Source organism: Streptomyces sp. NPDC090798, from assembly GCF_044768965.1.
Classification (GTDB): domain Bacteria; phylum Actinomycetota; class Actinomycetes; order Streptomycetales; family Streptomycetaceae; genus Streptomyces.
Genome location: NZ_JBIVXA010000021.1, coordinates 1 through 19,889, shown reverse-complemented (window position 1 = coordinate 19,889; position 19,889 = coordinate 1). Strand labels below are relative to the sequence as shown.

The 19,889-nt window shown below is 69.1% G+C and carries 21 protein-coding genes and 1 pseudogene; 18 read left to right on the top strand and 4 right to left on the bottom strand.

The window, feature by feature from the left end:
- Positions 1-65: 65 nt before the first annotated feature.
- A complete protein-coding gene (locus tag ACIQTP_RS34990) occupies positions 66-782 on the top strand; it encodes an ANTAR domain-containing protein (protein WP_403407583.1) in 717 nt (238 codons plus the stop codon).
- 13 nt (positions 783-795) lie between these two features.
- On the opposite strand, the gene ACIQTP_RS34985 is transcribed toward ACIQTP_RS34990, so the two are convergent.
- Entirely contained in the window at positions 796-1,200 is a 405-nt protein-coding gene (locus tag ACIQTP_RS34985; protein WP_403407581.1) for a DUF1003 domain-containing protein, read from the bottom strand.
- A 105-nt stretch (positions 1,201-1,305) separates the two neighbouring features.
- A pseudogene (locus ACIQTP_RS34980) lies at positions 1,306-1,593 on the bottom strand (sigma-70 family RNA polymerase sigma factor); the annotation flags it as partial.
- Between the two features lie 211 nt (positions 1,594-1,804).
- Between ACIQTP_RS34980 and ACIQTP_RS34975 the strand changes: the two are divergent.
- The 4 genes from ACIQTP_RS34975 to ACIQTP_RS34960 all read left to right on the top strand — a co-directional run bounded on the left by ACIQTP_RS34975 (position 1,805) and on the right by ACIQTP_RS34960 (position 4,736).
- Entirely contained in the window at positions 1,805-2,011 is a 207-nt protein-coding gene (locus ACIQTP_RS34975) for a hypothetical protein (RefSeq protein WP_403407579.1), read from the top strand.
- A 375-nt stretch (positions 2,012-2,386) separates the two neighbouring features.
- Complete coding sequence (locus ACIQTP_RS34970) at positions 2,387-3,052, top strand: hypothetical protein (protein ID WP_403407577.1); 666 nt, start codon at positions 2,387-2,389, stop codon at positions 3,050-3,052.
- A 94-nt stretch (positions 3,053-3,146) separates the two neighbouring features.
- Positions 3,147-4,148 carry an acyl-CoA desaturase gene (locus ACIQTP_RS34965; protein WP_403407575.1) on the top strand — a complete coding sequence of 334 codons (1,002 nt, stop codon included), beginning with the start codon at positions 3,147-3,149 and terminating at the stop codon, positions 4,146-4,148.
- 33 nt (positions 4,149-4,181) lie between these two features.
- Positions 4,182-4,736: a DUF5994 family protein gene (locus ACIQTP_RS34960; protein WP_403407573.1), complete on the top strand. Its 555-nt coding sequence runs from the start codon at positions 4,182-4,184 to the stop codon at positions 4,734-4,736.
- A 221-nt stretch (positions 4,737-4,957) separates the two neighbouring features.
- On the opposite strand, the gene ACIQTP_RS34955 is transcribed toward ACIQTP_RS34960, so the two are convergent.
- Positions 4,958-5,239 (bottom strand): Atu4866 domain-containing protein, encoded by a 282-nt coding sequence (locus tag ACIQTP_RS34955; RefSeq protein ID WP_402044979.1) that lies wholly within the window; start codon positions 5,237-5,239, stop codon positions 4,958-4,960.
- 298 nt (positions 5,240-5,537) lie between these two features.
- Here ACIQTP_RS34955 and ACIQTP_RS34950 point away from each other — a divergent pair, with 298 nt between their 5' ends.
- The 6 genes from ACIQTP_RS34950 to ACIQTP_RS34925 all read left to right on the top strand — a co-directional run bounded on the left by ACIQTP_RS34950 (position 5,538) and on the right by ACIQTP_RS34925 (position 10,578).
- Complete coding sequence (locus ACIQTP_RS34950; RefSeq protein ID WP_403407571.1) at positions 5,538-6,341, top strand: Atu4866 domain-containing protein; 804 nt, start codon at positions 5,538-5,540, stop codon at positions 6,339-6,341.
- Positions 6,342-6,497: 156 nt separating this feature from the next.
- Positions 6,498-7,889, top strand: a complete 1,392-nt coding sequence (locus ACIQTP_RS34945; RefSeq protein WP_403407569.1) for an amidohydrolase family protein — start codon at positions 6,498-6,500, stop codon at positions 7,887-7,889.
- A gap of 82 nt (positions 7,890-7,971) precedes the next feature.
- Positions 7,972-8,262, top strand: coding sequence for a hypothetical protein (locus tag ACIQTP_RS34940; RefSeq protein ID WP_403407567.1), 291 nt, complete (start codon positions 7,972-7,974; stop codon positions 8,260-8,262).
- A 29-nt stretch (positions 8,263-8,291) separates the two neighbouring features.
- Positions 8,292-8,936: a class I SAM-dependent DNA methyltransferase gene (locus ACIQTP_RS34935; RefSeq protein WP_403407566.1), complete on the top strand. Its 645-nt coding sequence runs from the start codon at positions 8,292-8,294 to the stop codon at positions 8,934-8,936.
- 352 nt (positions 8,937-9,288) lie between these two features.
- Positions 9,289-9,657, top strand: coding sequence for a BlaI/MecI/CopY family transcriptional regulator (locus ACIQTP_RS34930; RefSeq protein ID WP_403407564.1), 369 nt, complete (start codon positions 9,289-9,291; stop codon positions 9,655-9,657).
- A gap of 330 nt (positions 9,658-9,987) precedes the next feature.
- A complete protein-coding gene (locus ACIQTP_RS34925; RefSeq protein ID WP_403407563.1) occupies positions 9,988-10,578 on the top strand; it encodes a hypothetical protein in 591 nt (196 codons plus the stop codon).
- A gap of 326 nt (positions 10,579-10,904) precedes the next feature.
- On the opposite strand, the gene ACIQTP_RS34920 is transcribed toward ACIQTP_RS34925, so the two are convergent.
- Entirely contained in the window at positions 10,905-11,987 is a 1,083-nt protein-coding gene (locus tag ACIQTP_RS34920) for a MerR family transcriptional regulator (protein ID WP_403407561.1), read from the bottom strand.
- A 761-nt stretch (positions 11,988-12,748) separates the two neighbouring features.
- Between ACIQTP_RS34920 and ACIQTP_RS34915 the strand changes: the two genes are divergently transcribed.
- The 7 genes from ACIQTP_RS34915 to ACIQTP_RS34885 all read left to right on the top strand — a co-directional run.
- Entirely contained in the window at positions 12,749-13,510 is a 762-nt protein-coding gene (locus ACIQTP_RS34915; protein WP_403407559.1) for a transcriptional regulator, read from the top strand.
- A gap of 245 nt (positions 13,511-13,755) precedes the next feature.
- On the top strand, positions 13,756-14,010 hold the full coding sequence (locus ACIQTP_RS34910; RefSeq protein ID WP_403407557.1) for a hypothetical protein: 255 nt from the start codon (positions 13,756-13,758) through the stop codon (positions 14,008-14,010).
- 39 nt (positions 14,011-14,049) lie between these two features.
- Positions 14,050-14,679, top strand: coding sequence for a GNAT family N-acetyltransferase (locus ACIQTP_RS34905; protein ID WP_403407556.1), 630 nt, complete (start codon positions 14,050-14,052; stop codon positions 14,677-14,679).
- A 349-nt stretch (positions 14,680-15,028) separates the two neighbouring features.
- On the top strand, positions 15,029-15,265 hold the full coding sequence (locus ACIQTP_RS34900; protein ID WP_403407554.1) for an enoyl-CoA hydratase-related protein: 237 nt from the start codon (positions 15,029-15,031) through the stop codon (positions 15,263-15,265).
- Between the two features lie 346 nt (positions 15,266-15,611).
- Positions 15,612-16,595 carry a ParB/RepB/Spo0J family partition protein gene (locus ACIQTP_RS34895; RefSeq protein ID WP_403407552.1) on the top strand — a complete coding sequence of 328 codons (984 nt, stop codon included), beginning with the start codon at positions 15,612-15,614 and terminating at the stop codon, positions 16,593-16,595.
- Between the two features lie 484 nt (positions 16,596-17,079).
- Positions 17,080-18,573: a tryptophan 7-halogenase gene (locus ACIQTP_RS34890; protein ID WP_403407550.1), complete on the top strand. Its 1,494-nt coding sequence runs from the start codon at positions 17,080-17,082 to the stop codon at positions 18,571-18,573.
- A 71-nt stretch (positions 18,574-18,644) separates the two neighbouring features.
- The coding region (locus tag ACIQTP_RS34885) for a condensation domain-containing protein (RefSeq protein ID WP_403407548.1) at positions 18,645-19,889 on the top strand (1,245 nt) is incomplete at its 3' end.

The following is a 19,889-nucleotide window of genomic DNA, read 5'->3' as shown; positions in this document are numbered from 1 at the left end:
CCGCTGAACATGCCGCACTTCCCGCCCCCTCCCGGCGGGACCAGTCTCAATCGAGGGTGCCCACGATGAATCAGCAGCTCCTGGCCAAGACCTTCGTCGAGCTGGCCGACAACCTCGTCGCCGACTTCGACCTCATCGACTTCCTGCGCCTGCTGACCGACCGCTGCGTGGGCATGCTCGACGCGGGCGCCGCCGGGGTGCTGCTCGCCGACCGGGACGGCACACTCCGCGTCATGGCCGCCTCCGACGAACAGGTACGTCTGCTGGAGCTCCTCCAGCTCCAGAACGACGAAGGGCCCTGCCTGGACTGCTTCCGCACCGGCACACCGGTGATCGTCCCCGACCTGACCCGGGAGATCGACCGCTGGCCACGCTTCGTCACGGCGGCCCACCGCAGCGGGTTCGGAGCCGTCCAGGCCCTGCCCATGCGCCTGCGGGACGAGACCGTCGGGGCCCTGAACCTCTTCCGTGCGACCCCCGGCCCTTTCGACCTGGCCGCCACGCCCCTCGCCCAGGCCCTGGCCGACGTCGCCACCATCAGCCTGCTACAACAACGTTCCAGCCGGCGCAGCACCGTCCTCAACGAACAGCTGCAGACTGCGCTGAACAGCCGCGTACTGATCGAACAGGCCAAGGGAAAGCTCTCCGAACGCCAGAGCATCGACATGGAACAGGCCTTCACCGCCCTGCGCGGCTATGCCCGTTCCCACAACCGGCGCCTGTCCGACGTGGCCCGCGCCTTCATCGACGACTCCGAACCCCTCCCCGGCCTGGGCGCCTGACCACCCGGGCCCGCTACTGTCCGGCGCGGTCCTCGATCAAACGGCTGTGGAGTTCCGTGGTCATGGCGTGGATCGCACGGGTCAGCTCGGTGTTGGTCTTGAGCTCCAACTCCTGCTCGATGAAATCGTGATCGGCCTTGATCTGCTGGAAGGCAGCCTGCCGGTTCTGGCCGATCATGACGAACGCCGACAGGAAGATCGCCTCCAGTGACACCACGAGCGTCAACGTGGGCCACGGGTCGGCCTCGAAGAACAGCATCCACAACGCGAAAGCGACCGCGTGGACATAGACGAACGGCATTGAACCGGCGAACTTGGTGATGGCATCGGCGATACGCAGTTGGACGTCCCCGGCACGGCTCTGGTGGTGTGCGACCACGGCGGGATGGTGTATCGCCTGGTTGTCCTGCTCGCTCATCGCAGCGTGCCTCTCGCAGATAGGAGTGCCCTCGGAGTCGGCCGACGGCAACAGCGGCCTCGTGGGCCCTGCCAGCCCGATTGTCGTCCGTGTGGCGGGACGTCGTCACGACGCCCTCCACGGATCGAGGGCTTCGGCCGTCACCTGGTCGCGCAGCCGTGCACAGGTGCGGGTGATCAGAGGGGAGACGGGCATCTGAGAGACGCCGAGCTGTAGGCCGATGCGGGCCTGCGTCATCTCGCAGAAGAACCTCATGTAGAGGAGCTGCCGCTCGCGTTCGGGCAGCGCCCGCAGCAGGGGGCGGAGCGCCTCACGGTCGACGACCCGGTCCAAGCCGGGCTCCATGTCACCGAGGGTGTCGGCCGGCGGGCGACTGCTCTCGGAGCGCCCGGGCCCCGGTGCGGCTTGCCCCGGCAGCGTCGATCACCTCTCGCGCTCCTTCGAGGGCGCACCTCGCGCAGCAGTGCCGGAACCGGCCGCGCCACCGACCGGCCGCTCCCGCGCTCGCCGTCGCTGCGCGATCCCGGCGCAGCCTCGATGCGCCCCATGCGGGCAACGATCCACTGCCCGCCGCGTCGCACGCATCCCACCACTGGCGGTACGCATGTACGCGCTGATCGTTCCGGTTTCGACCCCCTTCGTCCTGCTCGCCACCATCATGGGCCTGTCCTGGTGGGAGGACCATGTCCTGCCGTCGGCCGAACCGGTCGAACCCCCCGCCGAGGCTCCGTTCACCCCAGCGGCCTCCGCCCAGCACTTGGAACTCCCCCGTGTCGACATGACGTTGACAAAGGAAGTTGCCAGGCGTTGACTGACAGCAGGTGTGGGGCTGCATTGCTCCGGATATCTCCGGGCAGGGCCTTCCACTTTCCGCTTCGCCCGGCCCCCGCGGAACGCAGGATCTGTCCCTGTGACCGTGTGGAGGCCCGGCCATGCCTCTCTGGATCCCTTTCCTGCCCCCGGTCTTCGGGATCGGCGGCTTCGCCCGGCGTGGGCGGGGCCCTGGCGGCCATCGGTACCGCCGCACGTAATCCGTATTCCGGGCCCGCTATCCACATTCGGGACCCGACCCCACCCCGCGGGTCGCGTGGGCGCCACCCGGCAGGCACCGACGCTCAATGAACCGACAGGAATTGACGGCAATGAAGCAGACCGGCCTGCGAACCGAGAGCCAAAGAAGGCAGTCGTGATCACCGTCGCAATCATCGCCGTGCTCGTCATGGGCCTGGCCACTCTCCTCTACACGGGACGTGGGCGAGCCCGGGGCAGCGGCGGGCGCGGGCTGAAGGGGCGGTTCGGGCCCGAGTACGAGCGCGCCGTCGCGCGTCAAAACGGTGATGTCCGGGCTGCGGAGCGGGAACTCGGCGAGCGCGTGCGGCGCCACGGCTCCCTCCGGGAACAGCCGCTGCCGCCCGAGATCCGCGAGCAGTACGTGGCTCAGTGGGTAGCCGCCCAGGAGCAGTTCGCCGACTCACCGCAGAAGGTCGTCATCGAGGCGGATGCGCTGTTGGCGCGCCTGGCAACAGACCGTGGTTTCCCGGACGGCGAGCAGTTCGAGGAGCAGCTGGCCGCCCTCTCCGTCCACCACGCCTACTTCGTCCAGGGCTATCGCAGCATGCACGCGGCAGCCCGCGACCCGAGCGGCACCGAGGAAGTGCGGGAGGCCATGGTCGAATCCCGAAGCCTCTTCCAGGCACTTGTCGCCGAACAGCAGGTCGACCCGGACCGGCGCCGCCCGCCGTCCCCCAGCGCCTTTGGACGCCTCGCACGCCGCCGGTCCGCTTCGCTCCTGGCGCGACTCCCGCGGACCGCCCGCCGACCACACCCACCCCACCAGGGCGAGACCGTCTGACGGCCCCGTCGCCCACCTCCATCGTCGAAGCCACTCGAAGAGGCGCAGCCCAAGACCCCGGCCGCTCTGTCGTCACCGAGGTCAAGGACCGCCCATGTCTTCCCAGTCCCTCCGTTCCCCGTCCGCCGCCGCGCCGGAAAACACCCTGCCGCCCCCGGAGTACGACGGGAGCGCACCCTTCCCGCGAGACGCAACGGCCCCCGAGCGCACCGGCAGCGAGCGGCTGTCCCTGGCGATCACGGCACTGATCGTCTTCCTGCCGTTCCTGACACTCGGCCTGGCCGGCTGGTTGCTGTGGGGACGCCTGATCCATCCCGTCGATGTCCTGCTCGCCGCGGTGCTCTACACGGTCACGGGGCTCGGCGTCACGGTCGGCTTCCACCGGGGTCTGACCCACAACAGCTATCGAGCCGTACGGCCGCTGCGCATCGCGCTCGCGGTGGCCGGGTCGATGAGCTTCCAGGGCGACGTGATCGGCTGGGTCGCCATCCACCGTCGCCACCACGCCTTCACCGACCGGCCGGGCGATCCGCACTCTCCGTACCGCTACGGCACCTCTGTGCGCGGCCAGTTGCGGGGTCTGGTGGACGCGCATGTCGGCTGGCTGTTCCGCAACGCTCCCACGTCCACGGCGCGTTACGCTCCCGATCTCGTCGCGGACCGCGACATCCGGGACGTGTCCCGGGCGTTCCCGGTCCTGGGTGTGCTCACCCTCGCTCTGCCCTTCGTCGTGGGCGGGCTGATCGGCGGCACCTGGACGTCCGCCCTGACAGCCCTGCTGTGGGCGGGGCTTGTCCGCGTCGCCCTGCTCCACCACGTCACCTGGAGCGTGAACTCCCTCTGCCATGTGATCGGTGAGCGTCCGTTCCGCACCCGTCGCCACGACCGCGCCACCAACCTGTGGCCCCTGGCCCTGCTCTCCTTCGGCGAGAGCTGGCACAACCTCCACCACGCCGACCCCACCAGCGCCCGGCACGGCGTCGACCGCGGCCAGCTCGACCCGTCCGCCGCCGTCATCCGGGTCTTCGAACGCCTCGGCTGGGTCAGGGACGTTCGCTGGCCCACCCCGGACCGTATCGCCGCCCGCCGCGTGTGAACCCGACCGGCCGCGTCAGCTTCAGGAGTTCTCATGACACTCGCCCCGCCGCCCCCGCTCTCCTCATCGTCCGCTGTGCGCCTGCGCCTGGTGGACCAGCCGGCACAGGGCCACATACCTCGTCGCATCGACGGCGCATGGTGGCCCCGTTCGCCCGATCTGACGTCCGAACTCCCCTGGCTGCTGGGCGGACTGCCGCAGGCCTGGGGGCGGGTCAGCAGCGTTCTGGTGGACGGGGCCGTATGGTCCCCGTTCCCGGTTCGGCTGCTCGTCGCGGACCAGGTGGTACGCCTGCGCCGGACGAACACCCAGCACACCCCGTCCACCGTCTGCCTGCTGACGCCCGGCCGCGGCCGGTGGGACCTGCTGGTGGTACCGCCCACTGCCACGGAGGCGGAGGCCGAGTGGCTGATGGACAGTATGGGCACCGCGGTGAAGGACGGTGTGGGGCTGTCCACGGTGTCCACGGGCGGTCCGGTCGGGCCGGGGGAGGAGGCCAGAGCTGTGCGATCGGCTGGTCGGTCAGACGGCGGTGAAGCCTCCGCCGGCGGCCACACCCGCGCCGGTGACGAAGCTGGAGCGTGGTGAGGCGGCTCCTCGACACCTGGAGCGACACGCCCGCCTTCGTCCTGGGCCACGCCCTGGACGACGTACGCGGCAACTGGTAGACGACCAGTTGCCGATGCGGAGCACCGTTGACCGTGAGGCGGCCGGCGCGGCGAGTCGTCGCTCTTACCGCGTCGGCCGCTGGTCCAGGGCTGAACAAGGTGCGGAGGGTGCAGAGGCTGAACTGTGGATCCTGGTCGTGGTCAGGCTCGCCGGGCGCGCTCGTCGCCCTCGCGGTAGAGCACCAGGTGCTCGTGGAAGAGAACGCCGTCGCGGACATCGCCGGTCGCGGTGAAGCCGGTGTCGTCGACGTAGTCGAGGTGGTCACCGGTGACGGAGTAGCTGCCGGTGTAGGCGCTCTGGCGGTTGCCGCGGGCCTCGTCGTAGCGGCCGTTCGGCAGCAGTTCCTGGCGGATGAAGCCGTCCGCGGTCACCCACATCCCGACGTACGGGTGTGGGTCGCGGGGCGTGTCGTTGCTGGTCATGGTTCTACGGTCCGCCCGGCGGCCGGTGACAGCCAGGCCGCCGTCTCCCCAGGTGAGGGCTTCCTGGGTGCCGCGCACCCAGCATCGCGAGCGTCTGGGCCCTTCGTGCGGTACGGCAGCGGCGCGGGCCGTCCGAGACCGCCCCATGCCTCCTCCGTCGCACGCGGTGGGACGGATCGTGGGTGCGCGACACCTGGGGACACGGCGGCCTGGTTCCGACTCCGCCGCGCGACGAACCTGGTGGTCAGGCAGCCGCGGTAGCTGCCGAACAGCCGCCGACTCCACTGGGGAGCATGCAATGAGCATCACCGAGACCGAGACCGAGACCGAGACCGAGACCGAGACTGACACCGAGACCGACTCCGACTCCGTGAGCTGGAACCCCAAGGCCCTCGACGAGTTCCTCTCGAACGACGAGGGGCGTCCCGTCCTGTTCACCAACGCCCGCATCCTGACGATGGACCCGTTGATCGGGACCATGACCGGCGCCGACCTGCTGTTCGTCGGCTCCCTGGTCGTAGGGGTCGGCCCCGCCATCGTCACCGCGGCACAGGACGACAACGCCATCGTCGTCGACTGCACCGGCATGGCCATCGCCCCCGCGGTCGTGGACACCGTCGCGCTGGCCGGCGGCCGTGGCCACCGCTCGGAGTACGTCGCGACGCTGACCCCGGGCAGCACCCCCGACTTCCTGGTGGTTCCCGACGAGCTCGCCGCGGATGTGCCGAGCGCGGTGGCCACCCTCATGACCCGGCCGGAGCAGGTCCGCGCACTCGTCGCGGCAGGTCGGCCCGTCCTGTGGGCCGGCTCCGACGTCCCCGGCCGGGCCACCGCCCCCGAGGCGGGCATCCCGGCCTCCGGTGACCTGACCGGCAGCCCGCGCGCCGGCGTCTGGGTCGACAAGAACGACTTCCTGCACCAGGAGCTCACCGCCGACGGCCGCTACGACGAGACCCGGGGCGGCCGCCCGCACGCCTACCAGGGCCGGTACTGGATCGACGGCGACCGCATCGACTACCTGGACGACCTCGGCTTCTGGGCCTACGGAGAGTTCCAGGGCGACGAACTCCACCACGCGGGCTACGTCATGAAGCTGGGCTGACCTTCCCTCCGGCCGGCGCACTCTCCCGGCCCTCTCCGGCGTACGGCCGACTCTCCCGGCCCTCTCCGGCGTACCCCTGACTCTCCTGGCCCTCCCCGGCGGCCCACCCCCAGCCCCGTCCCCAGCCCTCTCCGGCGTACGGAAGGAAGACCCCTCATGAACGTCAATGTCACCACCAGTGCCGCCGTGCTCGAAGAGCTCCGGCGCCGGCCCGCCGACCGGCGGCGCATCCTGTTCACCGGCGCGACCATCGTCACCATGGACCCCGGCCTCGGTGTCATCGACCGCGGTGACCTCCTCGTCGAGGGCGACACGATCACCGCCCTCGGGCCCGACCTGAGCGCGGGCGACGCCGTGGTCGTCGACGCCACCGGCACGATCCTCGCCCCCGGCTTCGTCGACACCCACCGGCACGCCTGGGAGGCCCAGCTGCGCCGGATCATGCCGGACGTCGACGACCTCGGCGGTTACGTCATGGCCACCCTGGCCGGCTACGCCACGGTCTACCGGCCCGAGGACATGTACGTCGGCACCCGGCTGGCCGCCCTGACCGCGATCGACAGCGGCATCACGACCATGCTCGACTTCTCCCACAACTCCCGCACCCGCGAGCACTCCGACGCCGCGATCGAGGCCCTCGTCGCCACCGGCATACGCGGCGTGCACGCCTCCATGGGCCCGCACTTCGGCGTGTGGGACCGGCAGTGGCCCGGCGACCTGACCCGTATCAAGGACCGGTACTTCAGCAGCGACGACCAGTTGCTCACGCTGCGCCTGGCGACCCTGGCCACCGACGAGATCGCCGGACCGGCCCTCGCCTATGGCCCCGAACTCGCGTGTGTGGCAAAGGACTTGGGTATCGGAGTGAGCGTGGACGCCGTCTTCGGCACGTCCTCCTCCGAAGCGGTCCTGCGCTGGGCCGAGGACGGTGTTCTCAGCCCCGACGTCACCCTCATCCACTCCACCGGACTGACCTCCGAGGCATGGAAGGTGATGGGGGACACCGGCACCACCGTGGCGCTCGCCCCCACGTCCGACGCGCAGATCGGCCTGGAGACCGCGGTCCCCGCCGTCGACGAGGCACTCGCTGTCGGCATCCGTCCCGGCCTGAGCATCGACGTCGAAGTCGCCCTGGCCAGCGACATGTTCACGCAGATGCGGGCCCTGCACGCCATCCAGCGGATGCGCGCGGTCAACGCCGCCTACGGATCCGGTGGCGATCTCTCCCGCATCACCACGCACGACGTCCTGGACTTCGCCACCCTCCAGGGTGCCCGTACCAACGGCCTGGCTGGCGTCACCGGTTCACTCACCCCTGGCAAGAAGGCCGACCTGCTGGTCGTCCAGGCCGAGGACCTCAACAACATGCCCCTCAACGATCCCATCGGCACCCTCGTGCTGGGCTCCGACGCCCGCAACATCACCGCCGTCCTCATCAACGGCGAGCCCCGCAAGTGGAACGGCCAGGTCCTCGACGTCGACCTGGCCGCCCTGCGCGGCGAGGTGCACGCCTCGCGCGAGTACGTGCTGAACACCCCGGCCACCTGAGCGCCCTTTCGCCGTCGTCGAGACCATCAACGCCACTGCCCCGCACGCCCGTGGCGCGGCCGTCGCCCTCTACGGATGCGGCATGTTCATCGGCGCCGGCCTGGGCCCGCGGCTCACCGGCGCGCTGACCGGCCTCGGCTTCGGCGGCATCCTGCGCGTCGCCGCCGCGCTCGTCCTGGGCGTCCTCCTGGCCCTGCCGGCTCTCCGCCATCACCGCACCCAACAGCCCGGAGCCGGACAGGCCCTGGCCGACCGCCGATCCCGCACGGCAAGGCCGCCGCCTGGGCATCGCCGCCCCCGTCCCCCCGCATGGCACAGGGCTACTGCCAACTCCGGCCCACCGCCGAGGAGATGGCGCCGCGCGACGAGCTAGTGTTCTTGCCCGTGACTGAACCCTCCTCTGTGACTGGACCCTCCTCGCACCTCGGTGCGACAGCGGACGCCTACGACGCCGTCGCGGTCCGTTACGCCGAACTCTTCCGTAATGATCTCGACGCTCTTCCGCTGGATCGCGCGATGCTCGCCGCGTTCGCCGACCTCGTACGGACCACCGGTGCCGGGCCCGTCGCGGAGCTGGGATGCGGCCCCGGACGTGTCACCGCGCACCTGCGCGACCTGGGGCTCGATGTCTTCGGCGTCGACCTGTCGCCCGTGATGGTCGATCTCGCCCGCGAGGCATACCCGGACCTGCGGTTCGAGGTCGGCTCCATGGACGCCCTGGACCTGGCCGACGGCAAGCTGAACGGCATCGTCTCCTACTATTCGGTCATCCACACCCCACCGCAGGACCTGCCCTCGTACTTCGCCGAGTTCCGGCGGACACTCGCACCTGACGGACACCTCCTGGTCGCGTTCTTCGAGTCGGAGGGCGAGCCGGTCACGGCGTTCGACCACAAAGTGGTGACAGCGTACCGATGGCCGATCGACGACCTCGCGGGGCTGGCCGGCGAAGCCGGGTTCGTCGAGGTCGGCCGGATGCTGCGTGAGCCGCGCGAGGCGGAACGCCGGTCCCGCCATGGCCATCTGCTGATGCGCGCAGCCAAGTAACTCAGATGTCGACACGGGTGGCCACGGTACTGGGGCCGTCGGCCGGACGCGCTCAAGCGACCTGATCAGTGCCCACACCGCGGGAGTCGCTGGGCCGGGGGCTGTCGGGGCGGGAGGGCACCGGCGCTCTGCTGACCGAACCTGGGCTGCGCCCGGGCGGGCAGTTGCTCGTCGCCGACTTCTGGCCCATGGCCAGGAAGTCGGCCGCGCACATCGGCCGGGGCACGCTGCGTGGACTCGGCCCCGGTACGTCACCGTCTCCGGTCGTGCCCTCTCCCTCCGCGCACGGCAGCGCGACAGGTCAGCCGTCTACTATGGCGCTACGTACTCGGCGGCGAGAGGAAGTCGGGCCATGCGGCGGCTGGGGGATCTGGAGGCGGAGATCATGGATCGCCTCTGGACGTGGGACCGTCCGGCAACAGTGCGTGAGGTCGTCGACGACATCAACAAGACCCGCCCCATCGCGTACACCACGGTGATGACCGTCACCAACATCCTGTACACGAAGGGCTGGCTGCTGCGGGGCAAGCAGGGGCGCGCCTGGCTGTACGCGCCGGTCCGCGGCCGGGAGGCCTACGCCGCCGCGCTCATGGAGGACGGCCTGGGGGAGAGCAAGGACCGATCGGCCGCGCTGCTCCACTTCGTGGAGAACCTGTCGGAGGAAGAAGTGGCCTCGCTGCGCAGGGCTCTGCGAAACGTGGGCCGACAGACGAAGGCGTGAACGCCGCCCAGACTCCTGGTCGGCTGCACGGCGGCCGTCGGTTTCGTCGCTCCGCACCCGCTCGTGCGCGCCCGCCCTCACCGCGGGCTTGTCCTCCCTCTCGTACGAGCCCGCCGCGCACGGACGCGCCACCGGGAAGCCGCGGACCTGGTGGGCCGCCAGGGCCATCAACCTGAGCGCCAACCGAGCTTCCTGAGTTCTCCGCCTGAGCTTTCTGAGTTCTCCGTCGCCGTCGGTCAAGGCTTCGCCATGTGCCACCGATGGCTGAGCGGGCGGGAGTTGCCCAACGTACTAAGAGAGTAAGTAGAACGACCGGCGAAGGGAAACTCCGTGATCCAGCGACGCATCGTCCTCCTCTCGGCCGCAGGGCTCGCCTCCGCGTTCCTTCTGGCGGCGTGCGGCAGCTCGACGGAAAAGGCCTCCACCGCCACGAACCCCGGCAGCGCCGTTCCGGTCGCGACGGCCGCCTCGGAGCCCGTGACCTCAGCCCCGACCGCCTCGGAGACCGCGACCTCCGCACCGGCCGGCAGCGGTGACTCCGGCGGCGGGCACATGGCCACGACCACCATGGTGACGGCCCGGGCGGTCAAGGGCGTGGGCAGCGTGGTGACCGACGACAAAGGGATGACCCTCTACCGCTACGACAAGGACCAGGCGACTCCGTCCAAGTGGACGTGCGCCGGTGAGTGCACGAAAACGTGGATGCCCGTCATCGTGCAGGACGCCGTACAGACCAAGGGTGTTGAGAAGAGTCTTCTCGGCACGGTCCACCGGAACGGCATGAAACAGCTCACCCTCGGCGGCTGGCCGCTGTACCGGTACACGGGCGACACACAGGCCGGACAGACGAACGGCCAGGCCAAGGGGAGCCTGTGGTACGCCGTCAGCCCGTCCGGCACGAAGTCCACCCTGACGGGCTGAGCCCAGTCATACGGCCAAGGATGACCTCGCCGCATGGGCCGGACGCAACCAGCTGAAGGGCCAGGCCACTTCGCGTGGCCTCGGATCCGGTCTCGGCGACGCCGCCGACTTCGGGGTGGGCGCGGCGAGGCAGCGTGTGCGCTGCCAGTCCGGCAGGCTCGCGCATGCCGAGTAACACCAGACCCGGCCCACCTGGGCGGACTTCCTGGGGACGGAGTTCTGCCCACACGTCGCACCTTTGCTGGGCGTCCGCCCCGTACTACTCCGACGGAGCGATCGGGCCACCCCCGGCGACATGGCGCGCGTGTCGCGTGGTTGTCCTGTGGTCAGTTCTCCAGATGGACCGGCATCAGTACCGAGAACGTGTCCTCGTCGTCGGGCCGGCGGATCGCGATGGGCGCCGTAGGGGCCCCGAACTCCAGAATCAGTTGATCTCTGGCACCGGCGGCGAGCGCGTGCAGCAGGAACTCGCGGTTGACGGCGACGTGGTCCGGGTCGTCGTCACCGTCCTCGCAGACGGTCACTGTGCCGTCGGCCATCACCTTGAGCACGCTGAGGTCGCAGGCCATGCCGTCCTGCTTGCGTACCTCGCCTGCGCGGACGGGCCCGGTCTCCACCGCCTCCCGGAATGCCGGCACATCGACGAGCGCGCGGCGCCCGGCCGGCAAGTGGACGAGGCGTCGGTAATCGGGGAAGTCGTGATCGAGGCACGGACCGGCCGTCTGACGGTCCCTGGTCTCCAGCGACACGCGGTCACCGTCCACGGAGAGTTGGACGGATTCCTCGCCACTCAACAGCGCCCGCATCGCGTCGGCGAGTGGGAGCGGCACGATGACCTGCTCACGGGGCCCGCCGTGACCGGTGGTGTCGGCTTGCGCCACAGCCATCCGGTACCGGTCGGTGGCCACGACATGAAGGACCCCGCCCTCGATGTCGAACAGGACACCGCCGAGCATCGGCAGCTCCGGGTCCGTGCCGGCGGCAAAGCGGACCGCGTCCAGCGCGGCGGCCAGCTCAGGTGTGGAGACGGTCAGCCGTACGGGGACGGTGCGGAGCGAAGTCATGGGTTTCTCCCTGCGTTCGAGTAGTGCTCGGAGTGTGGAGAACTCACTGCGGGCCTCGGACAGCCCCGATTCGAGACGGCGCAGATGGGCCTGAAGCAGCTTCCGCACCAGGTCGGTGTCCGCACTGGACCAGCTGGCCAGCACCAGCCGAATGTCCGCCAACGGCATTCCGGCCCGGCGCAACCGCGCCAGCAACCTGGCCTCTTCCAGCTGCTCGGGGCCGTACCAGCGGTAGCCGCTCACCGGATCCACCCAGGCAGGGACCACCACACCGGCACGGTCGTAGAACCGCAGGGCGCTCACGCCCAGCCCGCTGTCCCGGGCCATCTCACCAATACTGCGCATCTCGCTCTCCACGCCCGGAACTCTGAGCCCTCCACAAGGTCGAGGGTCAACCGAAGTCCGACCAGGAAGAAGCCGCTGGAGAGCCCAAGTTGGGGTTGCCGGGAAACGGCCGGCCGTGCTCGTCTCCGCCGAGAGCGACGGCAAGGCGCTGAGGTCAGGAGAGGGTGATGGAGGCGAGTCCGGCCAGAACGACGAGGCTTGGAGTCACATAGTGAGAAGGAATCGTTCGCTTTGTGAGATGGCTGGACGTCGGCGTGGTCGTTTTCGCAGAGGTCCTGCGTAATTACCAGATCCTCCGGCTAAAGAGAAGGTCAAGGTCAAGGGACAAGCTTGTGGCTTGCTTGTTCGAACGGGCAGGATGGAGCCGTCTTCGGGTCGGCTCAAGTCTTTACGGGGGGTAGCCGATGTGCGTAATTCACGGGTGTGTACACCCCGTTCTGGCGGCGAGGCCGTCAGGATTTTCTGGAACATTGAATTGGCGATTCTTTCTCTCACGTCTTTCGGCTGAGCACCTAATTCGCCGAATTTCTCCTTACCTCGATGTCTATCCACCATGCGTGACCCGCATGGGAGTAGGGGATTTCGTGGAAACCCGACAAGCCATAACTGTAGTCGAATCTTCCGACCAGGTCGTCCGCGTCCCCATCGTTTCGATCCGATGTGCTGATTCTCCCCGTTTCGGGGAGCCTGACGACGAGCGCGTACGCCTTCTGGCCGAGGCGGCCGATGAATTACCACCTGTCCTGGTCCACAGGGCCACCATGCGCCTGGTCGACGGTGCGCACCGGCTGCGGGCGGCCCTCCTCCGTGGCAATGACACCATCGCGGTGGAGTTCTTCGACGGCGCCGAGTCCGACATCTTCCTGCACGCGGTGCGTGTCAATGTCCGGCACGGGTTGCCACTTTCCCTCCGGGAGCGCAAAGGCGCGGCGGGGCGGCTGCTGAGGACGCACCCCCACTTGTCCGACCGGGCTCTGGCCCGGGTGGCGGGGCTGTCCCCCAAAACGGTGGGGAGCATCCGCGCGGGTTCGGCTGAGGGAAATGCTCAGCCGAACAGGCGGGTGGGATTTGACGGGCACGTGCGCCCCGCCGATTCCGGTAGGCGACGCGAGATTGTCGCAGCGGTTCTGGAGGAACACCCCGACGCCTCGGTGCGCGAGGTCGCGAAGCTCGCCGGCGTCGCCGTGAGCACCGCGTACGAGGCCAAGCGTCGACTGCGCGAAGAAGCCGTCGGCACCCTGGCTTCGGCGTCCCCCGGCCGCACGGCCACCGGCGACACCATTAAGTCGGATATCAAGGTTTTGATGGCCGATCCCTCGCTCCGCTTCACGGAATCCGGGCGTTCTCTGCTCCGCCTGCTCATCGCCCGCTCGGTCTCGGCGGAAGACCTGGAACATTTCGTTGGTACGGTGCCTCCGCACTGTTCCCAGACCATGGCCGAAATCGCCCAACGCGTTGCCCGGAACTGGGAGATCTTCGCCAGGCAGGTGCAGGAGCGCGCCCGCTTGCACGACATGGACTGACCAGGCGCCGCGCGCTGCCCAGCAGCCCGCGTGTTCTCCCCACGCGGGAGGCTCGATCGGCTAGCCGCGAGGGATTACCCGTTGAAGGAGTTCGACCTCTTTGACGCCGGGTTCTTCGGCATCACCACGGCCGAAGCCGAACTGACGGACCCGTAGCGGCGGTTGATCCTCGAGACGGCCTGGCAGGCCCTGGAGCGCGCCGGCCGTCCGGCGCGCTCCCGCGACGGCCGCACGGGCGTGTTCCCGTGCGCCCCACGAACGCCTGTCTCCTCGAGCGAATCGCGGTCAGCGGCCAGACCGGAAACTTCACTCGGGAGCGCGACCTGGCCCTGGCGGGCGGTGTCGCCAAGGATCGCATGTGCTCGCTCGCCGAAAAGGCGGACGAGGATTCCGGCCTGCGCGGTCTTGAGCGGCGCGTCCTGGCGGATGAAGACCACCGGCAAGGTGTGCGGGCCGGAGACGAAGTCGGCGATGGGGTGATCGCTGTGCGTTGCCGGTAGCGTACTTGAGCGATCACAGCCTCGGGAGGAAGGAAGCGGATGGTGCCGGAACTGACGCGCAGTTGGGTGGTGGGCCTGGCAGTCGCCCGGCGCAGCCCGGTGCCGGTCGAGCTGCCGTGGGGGATGCGCGTCGATGTGGGGCGGCCGCGGGAGCGAGCCCGGTACGTTCTCCTGCGCACCGGCGACGCCGCCCTGCTCGCCGTCGCCGAGCAGGCCGCTGAACCGACTTCCCGGATCCTGACCTTCCTCGCCCCCGAGCGTGCCTCGGTCCTGCTCGGGCCCGAATGGCAGTTCCGGGACACCGAGTTGCTGATGACCACCTCCCTGCGCCGGTCCACCGCCCGGGTGCCGAACGGCTACGAGACGGCCGCCGTCACCGACGGTGCTGTCACCCACGTCCGGGTGTGCACCGCCGAGGGAGAGACCGCGGCCGCCGGCTACGTGGCGGTCGACGGGGCGGTGGCCGTGGTCGACCGGGTCGCCACCTACCCCGCACATCAACGCCGCGGCCTGGGAACCCTGGTGATGCATGCCCTGACCGAGGCCGCTCTCGCCTCCGGCGCCCGCACCGCGGTACTCAGCGCGACCGAGGAGGGCCGGGCGCTCTACACGTTCCTCGGCTGGGCTCCGTGCGGCTCGCTGGCGGCATTCGTGCGTCTGCCTTCTTGATCTGCTTCCGGAAGGCCGCCCTTTCCGCCAGCATTTGTTGAGTGCGGGAATATTGAAACCTGCATCATTTATGGCCGTCGTGGGTCCGGCGTGCGTTGCGTCGGGTTCTTTCCTGCTGCGACCGTGGAAGCGGCATTCCTGAGACGCGGAACTTCCCGACCGCTTTCCCCTCCCGTCGACTGTGAGGTCTTTGTCACGCCATGCCGCGGAAGTCCAAGGTGATGTTTGAGTAAGACGGTCATGTCGCCCGAACCGCCATGAACCGGCCGGAGGTCCTCAACGCGATGGATCTTCGTGTGCACGAGGAACTCGCCGAGGTCCGGGACGACTTCGAGTCCGACGGCGAACTGTGGGTGACGGTTTCGAACTCGCCCTGGCCTGCGCCTTGTTGATCGCCTCCGATGACGCCGTCTTCGCCCTGCCCGAGGCCAGGCTCGGCCTGATGGCAGGGGCTGGAGGAGCGTTCCGCCTCACCCGGCACCTGCCGCGGAAGGCGGCTCTCGGTCGTCTGCTGACCGGGTGTGGAGGGTCCGCTCGCCTTCATCGAGAAGCACGAACCGGGATGGCAGGCAAGTTGAATGATTGACGGTCCTGGCGCACCACACACTCCTGTCAGGGCGGGAGCGCACTGATGGGCGCCAGAGGTTATCAACCGTTTCTGTGAAGCCGGCGGCCGGCCGTTTCCGTGAAGTCGATTCCGCGATGCGGTCTACGCGTAATCGGAGGGAACATGGCACGGTGATGCACTGACGGGATCATGACTCGCTGCTTCCTCTTGATCGCGGATTCCCCGCTGACAAGGGCCGTGAAAAACGGGGCGGGTCGGATTGTCGTGGTTTATAGGGGGAAGAGTGATGGACCAGTATGTCCCGAATCAGGCAGTCGACCTGCGAAAGCGCCCGCCGGTCGGCACCGTACGACAGTCGACCCGAGTGGTCGAGCGCCCTCTGGGCGGCGAGTCCGTGCGGCTGCCGGTCGGCGCGCTGTTGCCCGCCGACTCGCCCCGCGCCAACGGGGTCGATCAGGCCCATGTGCGGCTGCTCGCGGAGGCGGAATCCGCCCTGCCGCCAGTGCTCGTGCACCGAGCCACGCTGCGCGTGATCGACGGGATGCACCGCCTGAACGCGGCCATCGCCCGCGGCGAGGAGACCATCGAGGTCACGTTCTTCGACGGCGACGAGAGTGAACTCTTCCTCCAGTCGGTCCGGTTGAACGTGACCCATGGTCTGCCGCTCAGCCTGCAGGAGCGCAAGCATGCCGCCGCCCGGCTGATGGGTACCCATGCCCGGCTCTCCGACCGGGCCGTCGCCGCCGTGACCGGGCTGTCGCCCAAGACGGTCGGCGCCATCCGCCATCGTTCGAGTGAGGAAATTCCTCAGTCGAACACCCGCATCGGCGCCGACGGTCGCGCGCACCCGATGGACGCGGCCCGCCGACGCCAGGTGGTGGCCGACGTGGTCGCCCAGCGCCCGGACGCCACGCTGCGCGAGATCGCGGCCATCGCCGGCGTGTCCGTGAGCACCGCCTACCAGGCGCGGCGCCGGCTGGAAGAGCAGGCCGCTCCGCAGGAGTCGGTCGGCGGAGGCGGAGAGCGGGAGCCGGGCACCGAGCCTCGGGGGCAGGCCCGGCCGGTCGTCCCGTCAGCGCCGACGTCAGCCTCTGTGGCGTCCCGTCAGGCCAAGCTCGCCGTCAAGTCGCTGGCAGCCGATCCCTCTCTCCGGTTCACCGAGTCCGGCCGTGCCCTGCTGCGGCTGCTGCTGGCTCGAGTGGTGGAGGCGGAGGAGCTGGAGGTCTTCCTGGACGCCATACCGCCGCACTGCGCCGGCACGATGGCCGACCTCGCCCGGGACATGGCCTCCACCTGGGGGCAGTTCAGTCATCAGCTGCGCAAACGCGTCAAGCAGAGCGACCAGTAGGCCGCGACCACGCCGTAGCCACGCCGCAACCACGCCGCAGTCACAGGGCGCCGACAGGGCATCGTCCCGGTCGGCGCCCTGTGGCTGCGGGGCGCCTCCTTCCAGCACTCCCGACGCTTGGGCCGTCGCTTCTCGGCAGTCGCCCGCGCGGTGCTCAACAAGCCACTCGCGCTCACCTCTTGGGCGTATTCGCGTCACCCTTGTGGCTCGCGCAAGAGCCGTCGATCATGGTCGAGGCAATGGTCAAGGCGCCTTGACCGGCAAATGGACAAGAAGTCTTGACCATAGATCGGCCACGCCACACGATGGAACGAGCCAGTCGGCAGGCGGAGCAGCTCCGGAACTCGCGTCACGCACAACACTCCGGGGAGCGCCCGCATCCGGCCTCCAACCAGAAAAGCCGCATTCTTCCCACCGCACCCCGGCCCGCGACCCCGGCAACCGGGGGCATCGATGCATGCCCAGACGACGGGAGTTGGACGACGTGAGCACGTCCGTTGAAGAGACCTTCGACGTTGTAGTGGTCGGCGGAGGCCCCGGCGGGTCCTCGGCCGCCGGACTGATCGTCAAGCAGGGGCACCGAGTGCTGTTGCTCGAGAAGGAGAAGTTCCCCCGCTACCAGATCGGCGAGTCGTTGCTGCCGGCCACCGTCCACGGGGTCTGCGGCCTCCTCGGTGTCTCCGACGAGATCGACGCCCAGGGTTTCACCCCCAAGGCCGGCGGCACCTTCCGCTGGGGCAGCAGCCCGGAGCCCTGGTCCTTCGTCTTCGCCCTCTCGCCCAAGCTGGCCGGCCCGACCTCCAAGGCCTACCAGGTCGAGCGGATGAAGTTCGACGACATCCTGCTGAAGCACGCGGCCAAGCTCGGCGTGGACGTCCGCGAGGAGTGCGCCGTCACCAAGGTCCTGGAGACCGGTGACCGGGTCTCGGGCGTGGAGTACACCGACGAGCACGGCACCAGGCGCATCGCGCACGCCCGTTACGTCATCGACGCCTCCGGCAACCGCAGCCGGATCAACAACCACGTCGGCGGCGAGCGCGTCTACTCCGACTTCTTCCGCAACATCGCCCTCTTCGGCTACTTCGAGGGCGGCGAGCGTCTTCCCGAACCGAACAGGGGCAACATCTTCTGCGAGGCCTTCAGTGACGGCTGGTTCTGGTACATCCCGCTCGCCGACAACCTGACCAGCGTCGGCGCGGTCGTGAGCCGTGACAGGGCCTCCGAGGTCCAGGGCGACCAGGTCCAGGCGCTGGAGAAGCTGATCGCCAAGGCCCCTCGCATCTCCAAGATGCTGGACGGCGTCAAGAGGGTCACCGAGGGCACGTACGGCGAGGTCCGGGTCCGCAAGGACTACTCGTACCTGAACACCCGGTTCTGGAAGCCCGGCATGGCTCTGATCGGGGACGCGGCCTGCTTCATCGACCCGGTGTTCTCCTCCGGTGTCCACCTGGCCACTTACAGCGCGCTGCTCGCCGCCCGCTCGATCAACAGCGTGCTCGCCGGCGAGTTCGACGAGGAGACCTGCTTCGAGGAGTTCGAGAAGCGCTACCGCCGCGAGTACCACGTCTTCTACGAGTTCCTGGTCTCGTTCTACGAGACCCACACCGACATCGACTCGTACTACTGGTCCGCGAAGAAGGTCAATCGGACCTCGGACTCCGAGCTCGAGTGCTTCCTCGACCTGGTCGGCGGCGTCGCCTCCGGCGAGACCGCCTTCGTCAACGCCGACGCGACGCGGGAGAGGCTGCAGAAGGCCGCCGAAGCGCTGGACAGCGGCGCCAACATCGTCAGCGCGAACGGCGGCGACGACGCCCTCCCGCTCTACAAGTCCGAGGTCATCGGCAACCTCATGGACCAGAGCGTCGAGGTGCAGGCCCAGGCGGCCTTCGGCAGTGAGTACGAGAGCGAGGCCCCGCTCTTCGCGGGCGGCCTGATCGGCTCTCCCGACGGCCTGCGCTGGGCCCGGCCCGTCGACTGACCCCGCTTCCCCTACGCCAACGCAACCCTCTGCGCCGGCACAGCTCGGCCCATACCTCTGAGAGAGAAGCCGTGGAGAATCCTGTCGTTCCTTTGTCGTTTGCGCAGCGGCGGCTGTGGTTCCTGTCGCGTGTGGAGGGTGCGTCGGGGACGTACAACGTGCCGTTGGTGGTGCGGTTCTCGGGGCTGCTGGACGTGGTGGCGCTGGAGGGCGCGCTGGCGGATGTGGTGGGCCGGCACGAGAGTCTGCGGACGGTGTTCCGGGAGCAGGGGGGCGAGCCGGTCCAGGTCGTGCTGGAGGGGGCGCGGCCCGGGTTCGAGGTGCGGGAGGTCTCCGCGGCCCGGCTGGAGGAGGAGATTGCCGGTGCGGGTTCCTGGGTTTTCGACCTGGGTGCTGAGATTCCGGTGCGTGCGGTGCTGTTCCGGGTGGATGACGCCTCGCATGTGTTGCTGCTGGTGATGCATCACATCGCCACCGATGGATGGTCGACCGGTCCTCTGCTGAAGGACCTCGGCACCGCGTATCGGGCGCGGTGTGCGGGTGATGTGCCGCGGTGGGCGGAGTTGCCGGTGCAGTACGCGGACTACGCGCTGTGGCAGCAGGAGTTGTTGGAGCAGGTCGGTGGGGGTCAGCTGGCGTTCTGGCGTGAGGCGTTGGCGGGTGCGCCGGAGGAGTTGGCGTTGCCGTACGACCGGCCGCGGCCGGCGGTGGCGTCGTTCGTGGGTGACTCGGTGTCGGTGCGGTGGGGTGGGGAGCTGCGTTCGGGGGTCGAGGGGCTGGCGCGGCGGTTGGGTTGTACTCCGTTCATGGTGTTGCAGGCGGCGGTTGCCGTGTTGCTGCATCGGATGGGGGCGGGGGTCGATGTTCCGCTGGGCACGGTGGTGGCGGGTCGTTCGGACGAGGCGCTGGACGAGCTGGTCGGGTTCTTCGTGAACACGGTGGTGCTGCGGACGGACGTGTCGGGTGATCCCACGTTCGAGGAACTGCTCGGCCGGGTGCGGGAGACGGGCCTGGCCGCGTTGGCGCACCAGGACGTGCCGTTCGAGCAGGTCGTCGAGGCCGTCAACCCCCCGCGCGTCCTGGCCCGCAACCCCCTCTTCCAGGTCTGCGTGGGACTGGCCGAAGGAGCAGAGCCCCGGTTCGAGGCTCCGGGACTCGCCACCCGCGTCGAGACGCCCGCAGCGGACGACGCCCGCTTCGACCTGGAATTCAACTTCGCCTTCGATGCGGAGGGTGTCGATGTTGAGTTGACGTTTGCGGTGGATTTGTTTGATCGGGTGACCGCGGTGGGTTTGGTGGAGCGGTTGGGTCGGGTG

Coding starts and splice junctions, on each gene's coding strand:
- ACIQTP_RS34960 (WP_403407573.1), top strand. CDS start 4,182: ATGACACTCGCCCCGCCGCCCCCGCTCTCCTCATCGTCCGCTGTGCGC.
- ACIQTP_RS34930 (WP_403407564.1), top strand. CDS start 9,289: ATGCGGCGGCTGGGGGATCTGGAGGCGGAGATCATGGATCGCCTCTGG.
- ACIQTP_RS34905 (WP_403407556.1), top strand. CDS start 14,050: ATGGTGCCGGAACTGACGCGCAGTTGGGTGGTGGGCCTGGCAGTCGCC.
- ACIQTP_RS34920 (WP_403407561.1), bottom strand. CDS start 11,987: ATGCGCAGTATTGGTGAGATGGCCCGGGACAGCGGGCTGGGCGTGAGC.
- ACIQTP_RS34950 (WP_403407571.1), top strand. CDS start 5,538: ATGAGCATCACCGAGACCGAGACCGAGACCGAGACCGAGACCGAGACT.
- ACIQTP_RS34915 (WP_403407559.1), top strand. CDS start 12,749: ATGCGCCTGGTCGACGGTGCGCACCGGCTGCGGGCGGCCCTCCTCCGT.
- ACIQTP_RS34940 (WP_403407567.1), top strand. CDS start 7,972: ATGTTCATCGGCGCCGGCCTGGGCCCGCGGCTCACCGGCGCGCTGACC.
- ACIQTP_RS34985 (WP_403407581.1), bottom strand. CDS start 1,200: ATGAGCGAGCAGGACAACCAGGCGATACACCATCCCGCCGTGGTCGCA.
- ACIQTP_RS34990 (WP_403407583.1), top strand. CDS start 66: ATGAATCAGCAGCTCCTGGCCAAGACCTTCGTCGAGCTGGCCGACAAC.
- ACIQTP_RS34965 (WP_403407575.1), top strand. CDS start 3,147: ATGTCTTCCCAGTCCCTCCGTTCCCCGTCCGCCGCCGCGCCGGAAAAC.
- ACIQTP_RS34955 (WP_402044979.1), bottom strand. CDS start 5,239: ATGACCAGCAACGACACGCCCCGCGACCCACACCCGTACGTCGGGATG.
- ACIQTP_RS34975 (WP_403407579.1), top strand. CDS start 1,805: ATGTACGCGCTGATCGTTCCGGTTTCGACCCCCTTCGTCCTGCTCGCC.
- ACIQTP_RS34945 (WP_403407569.1), top strand. CDS start 6,498: ATGAACGTCAATGTCACCACCAGTGCCGCCGTGCTCGAAGAGCTCCGG.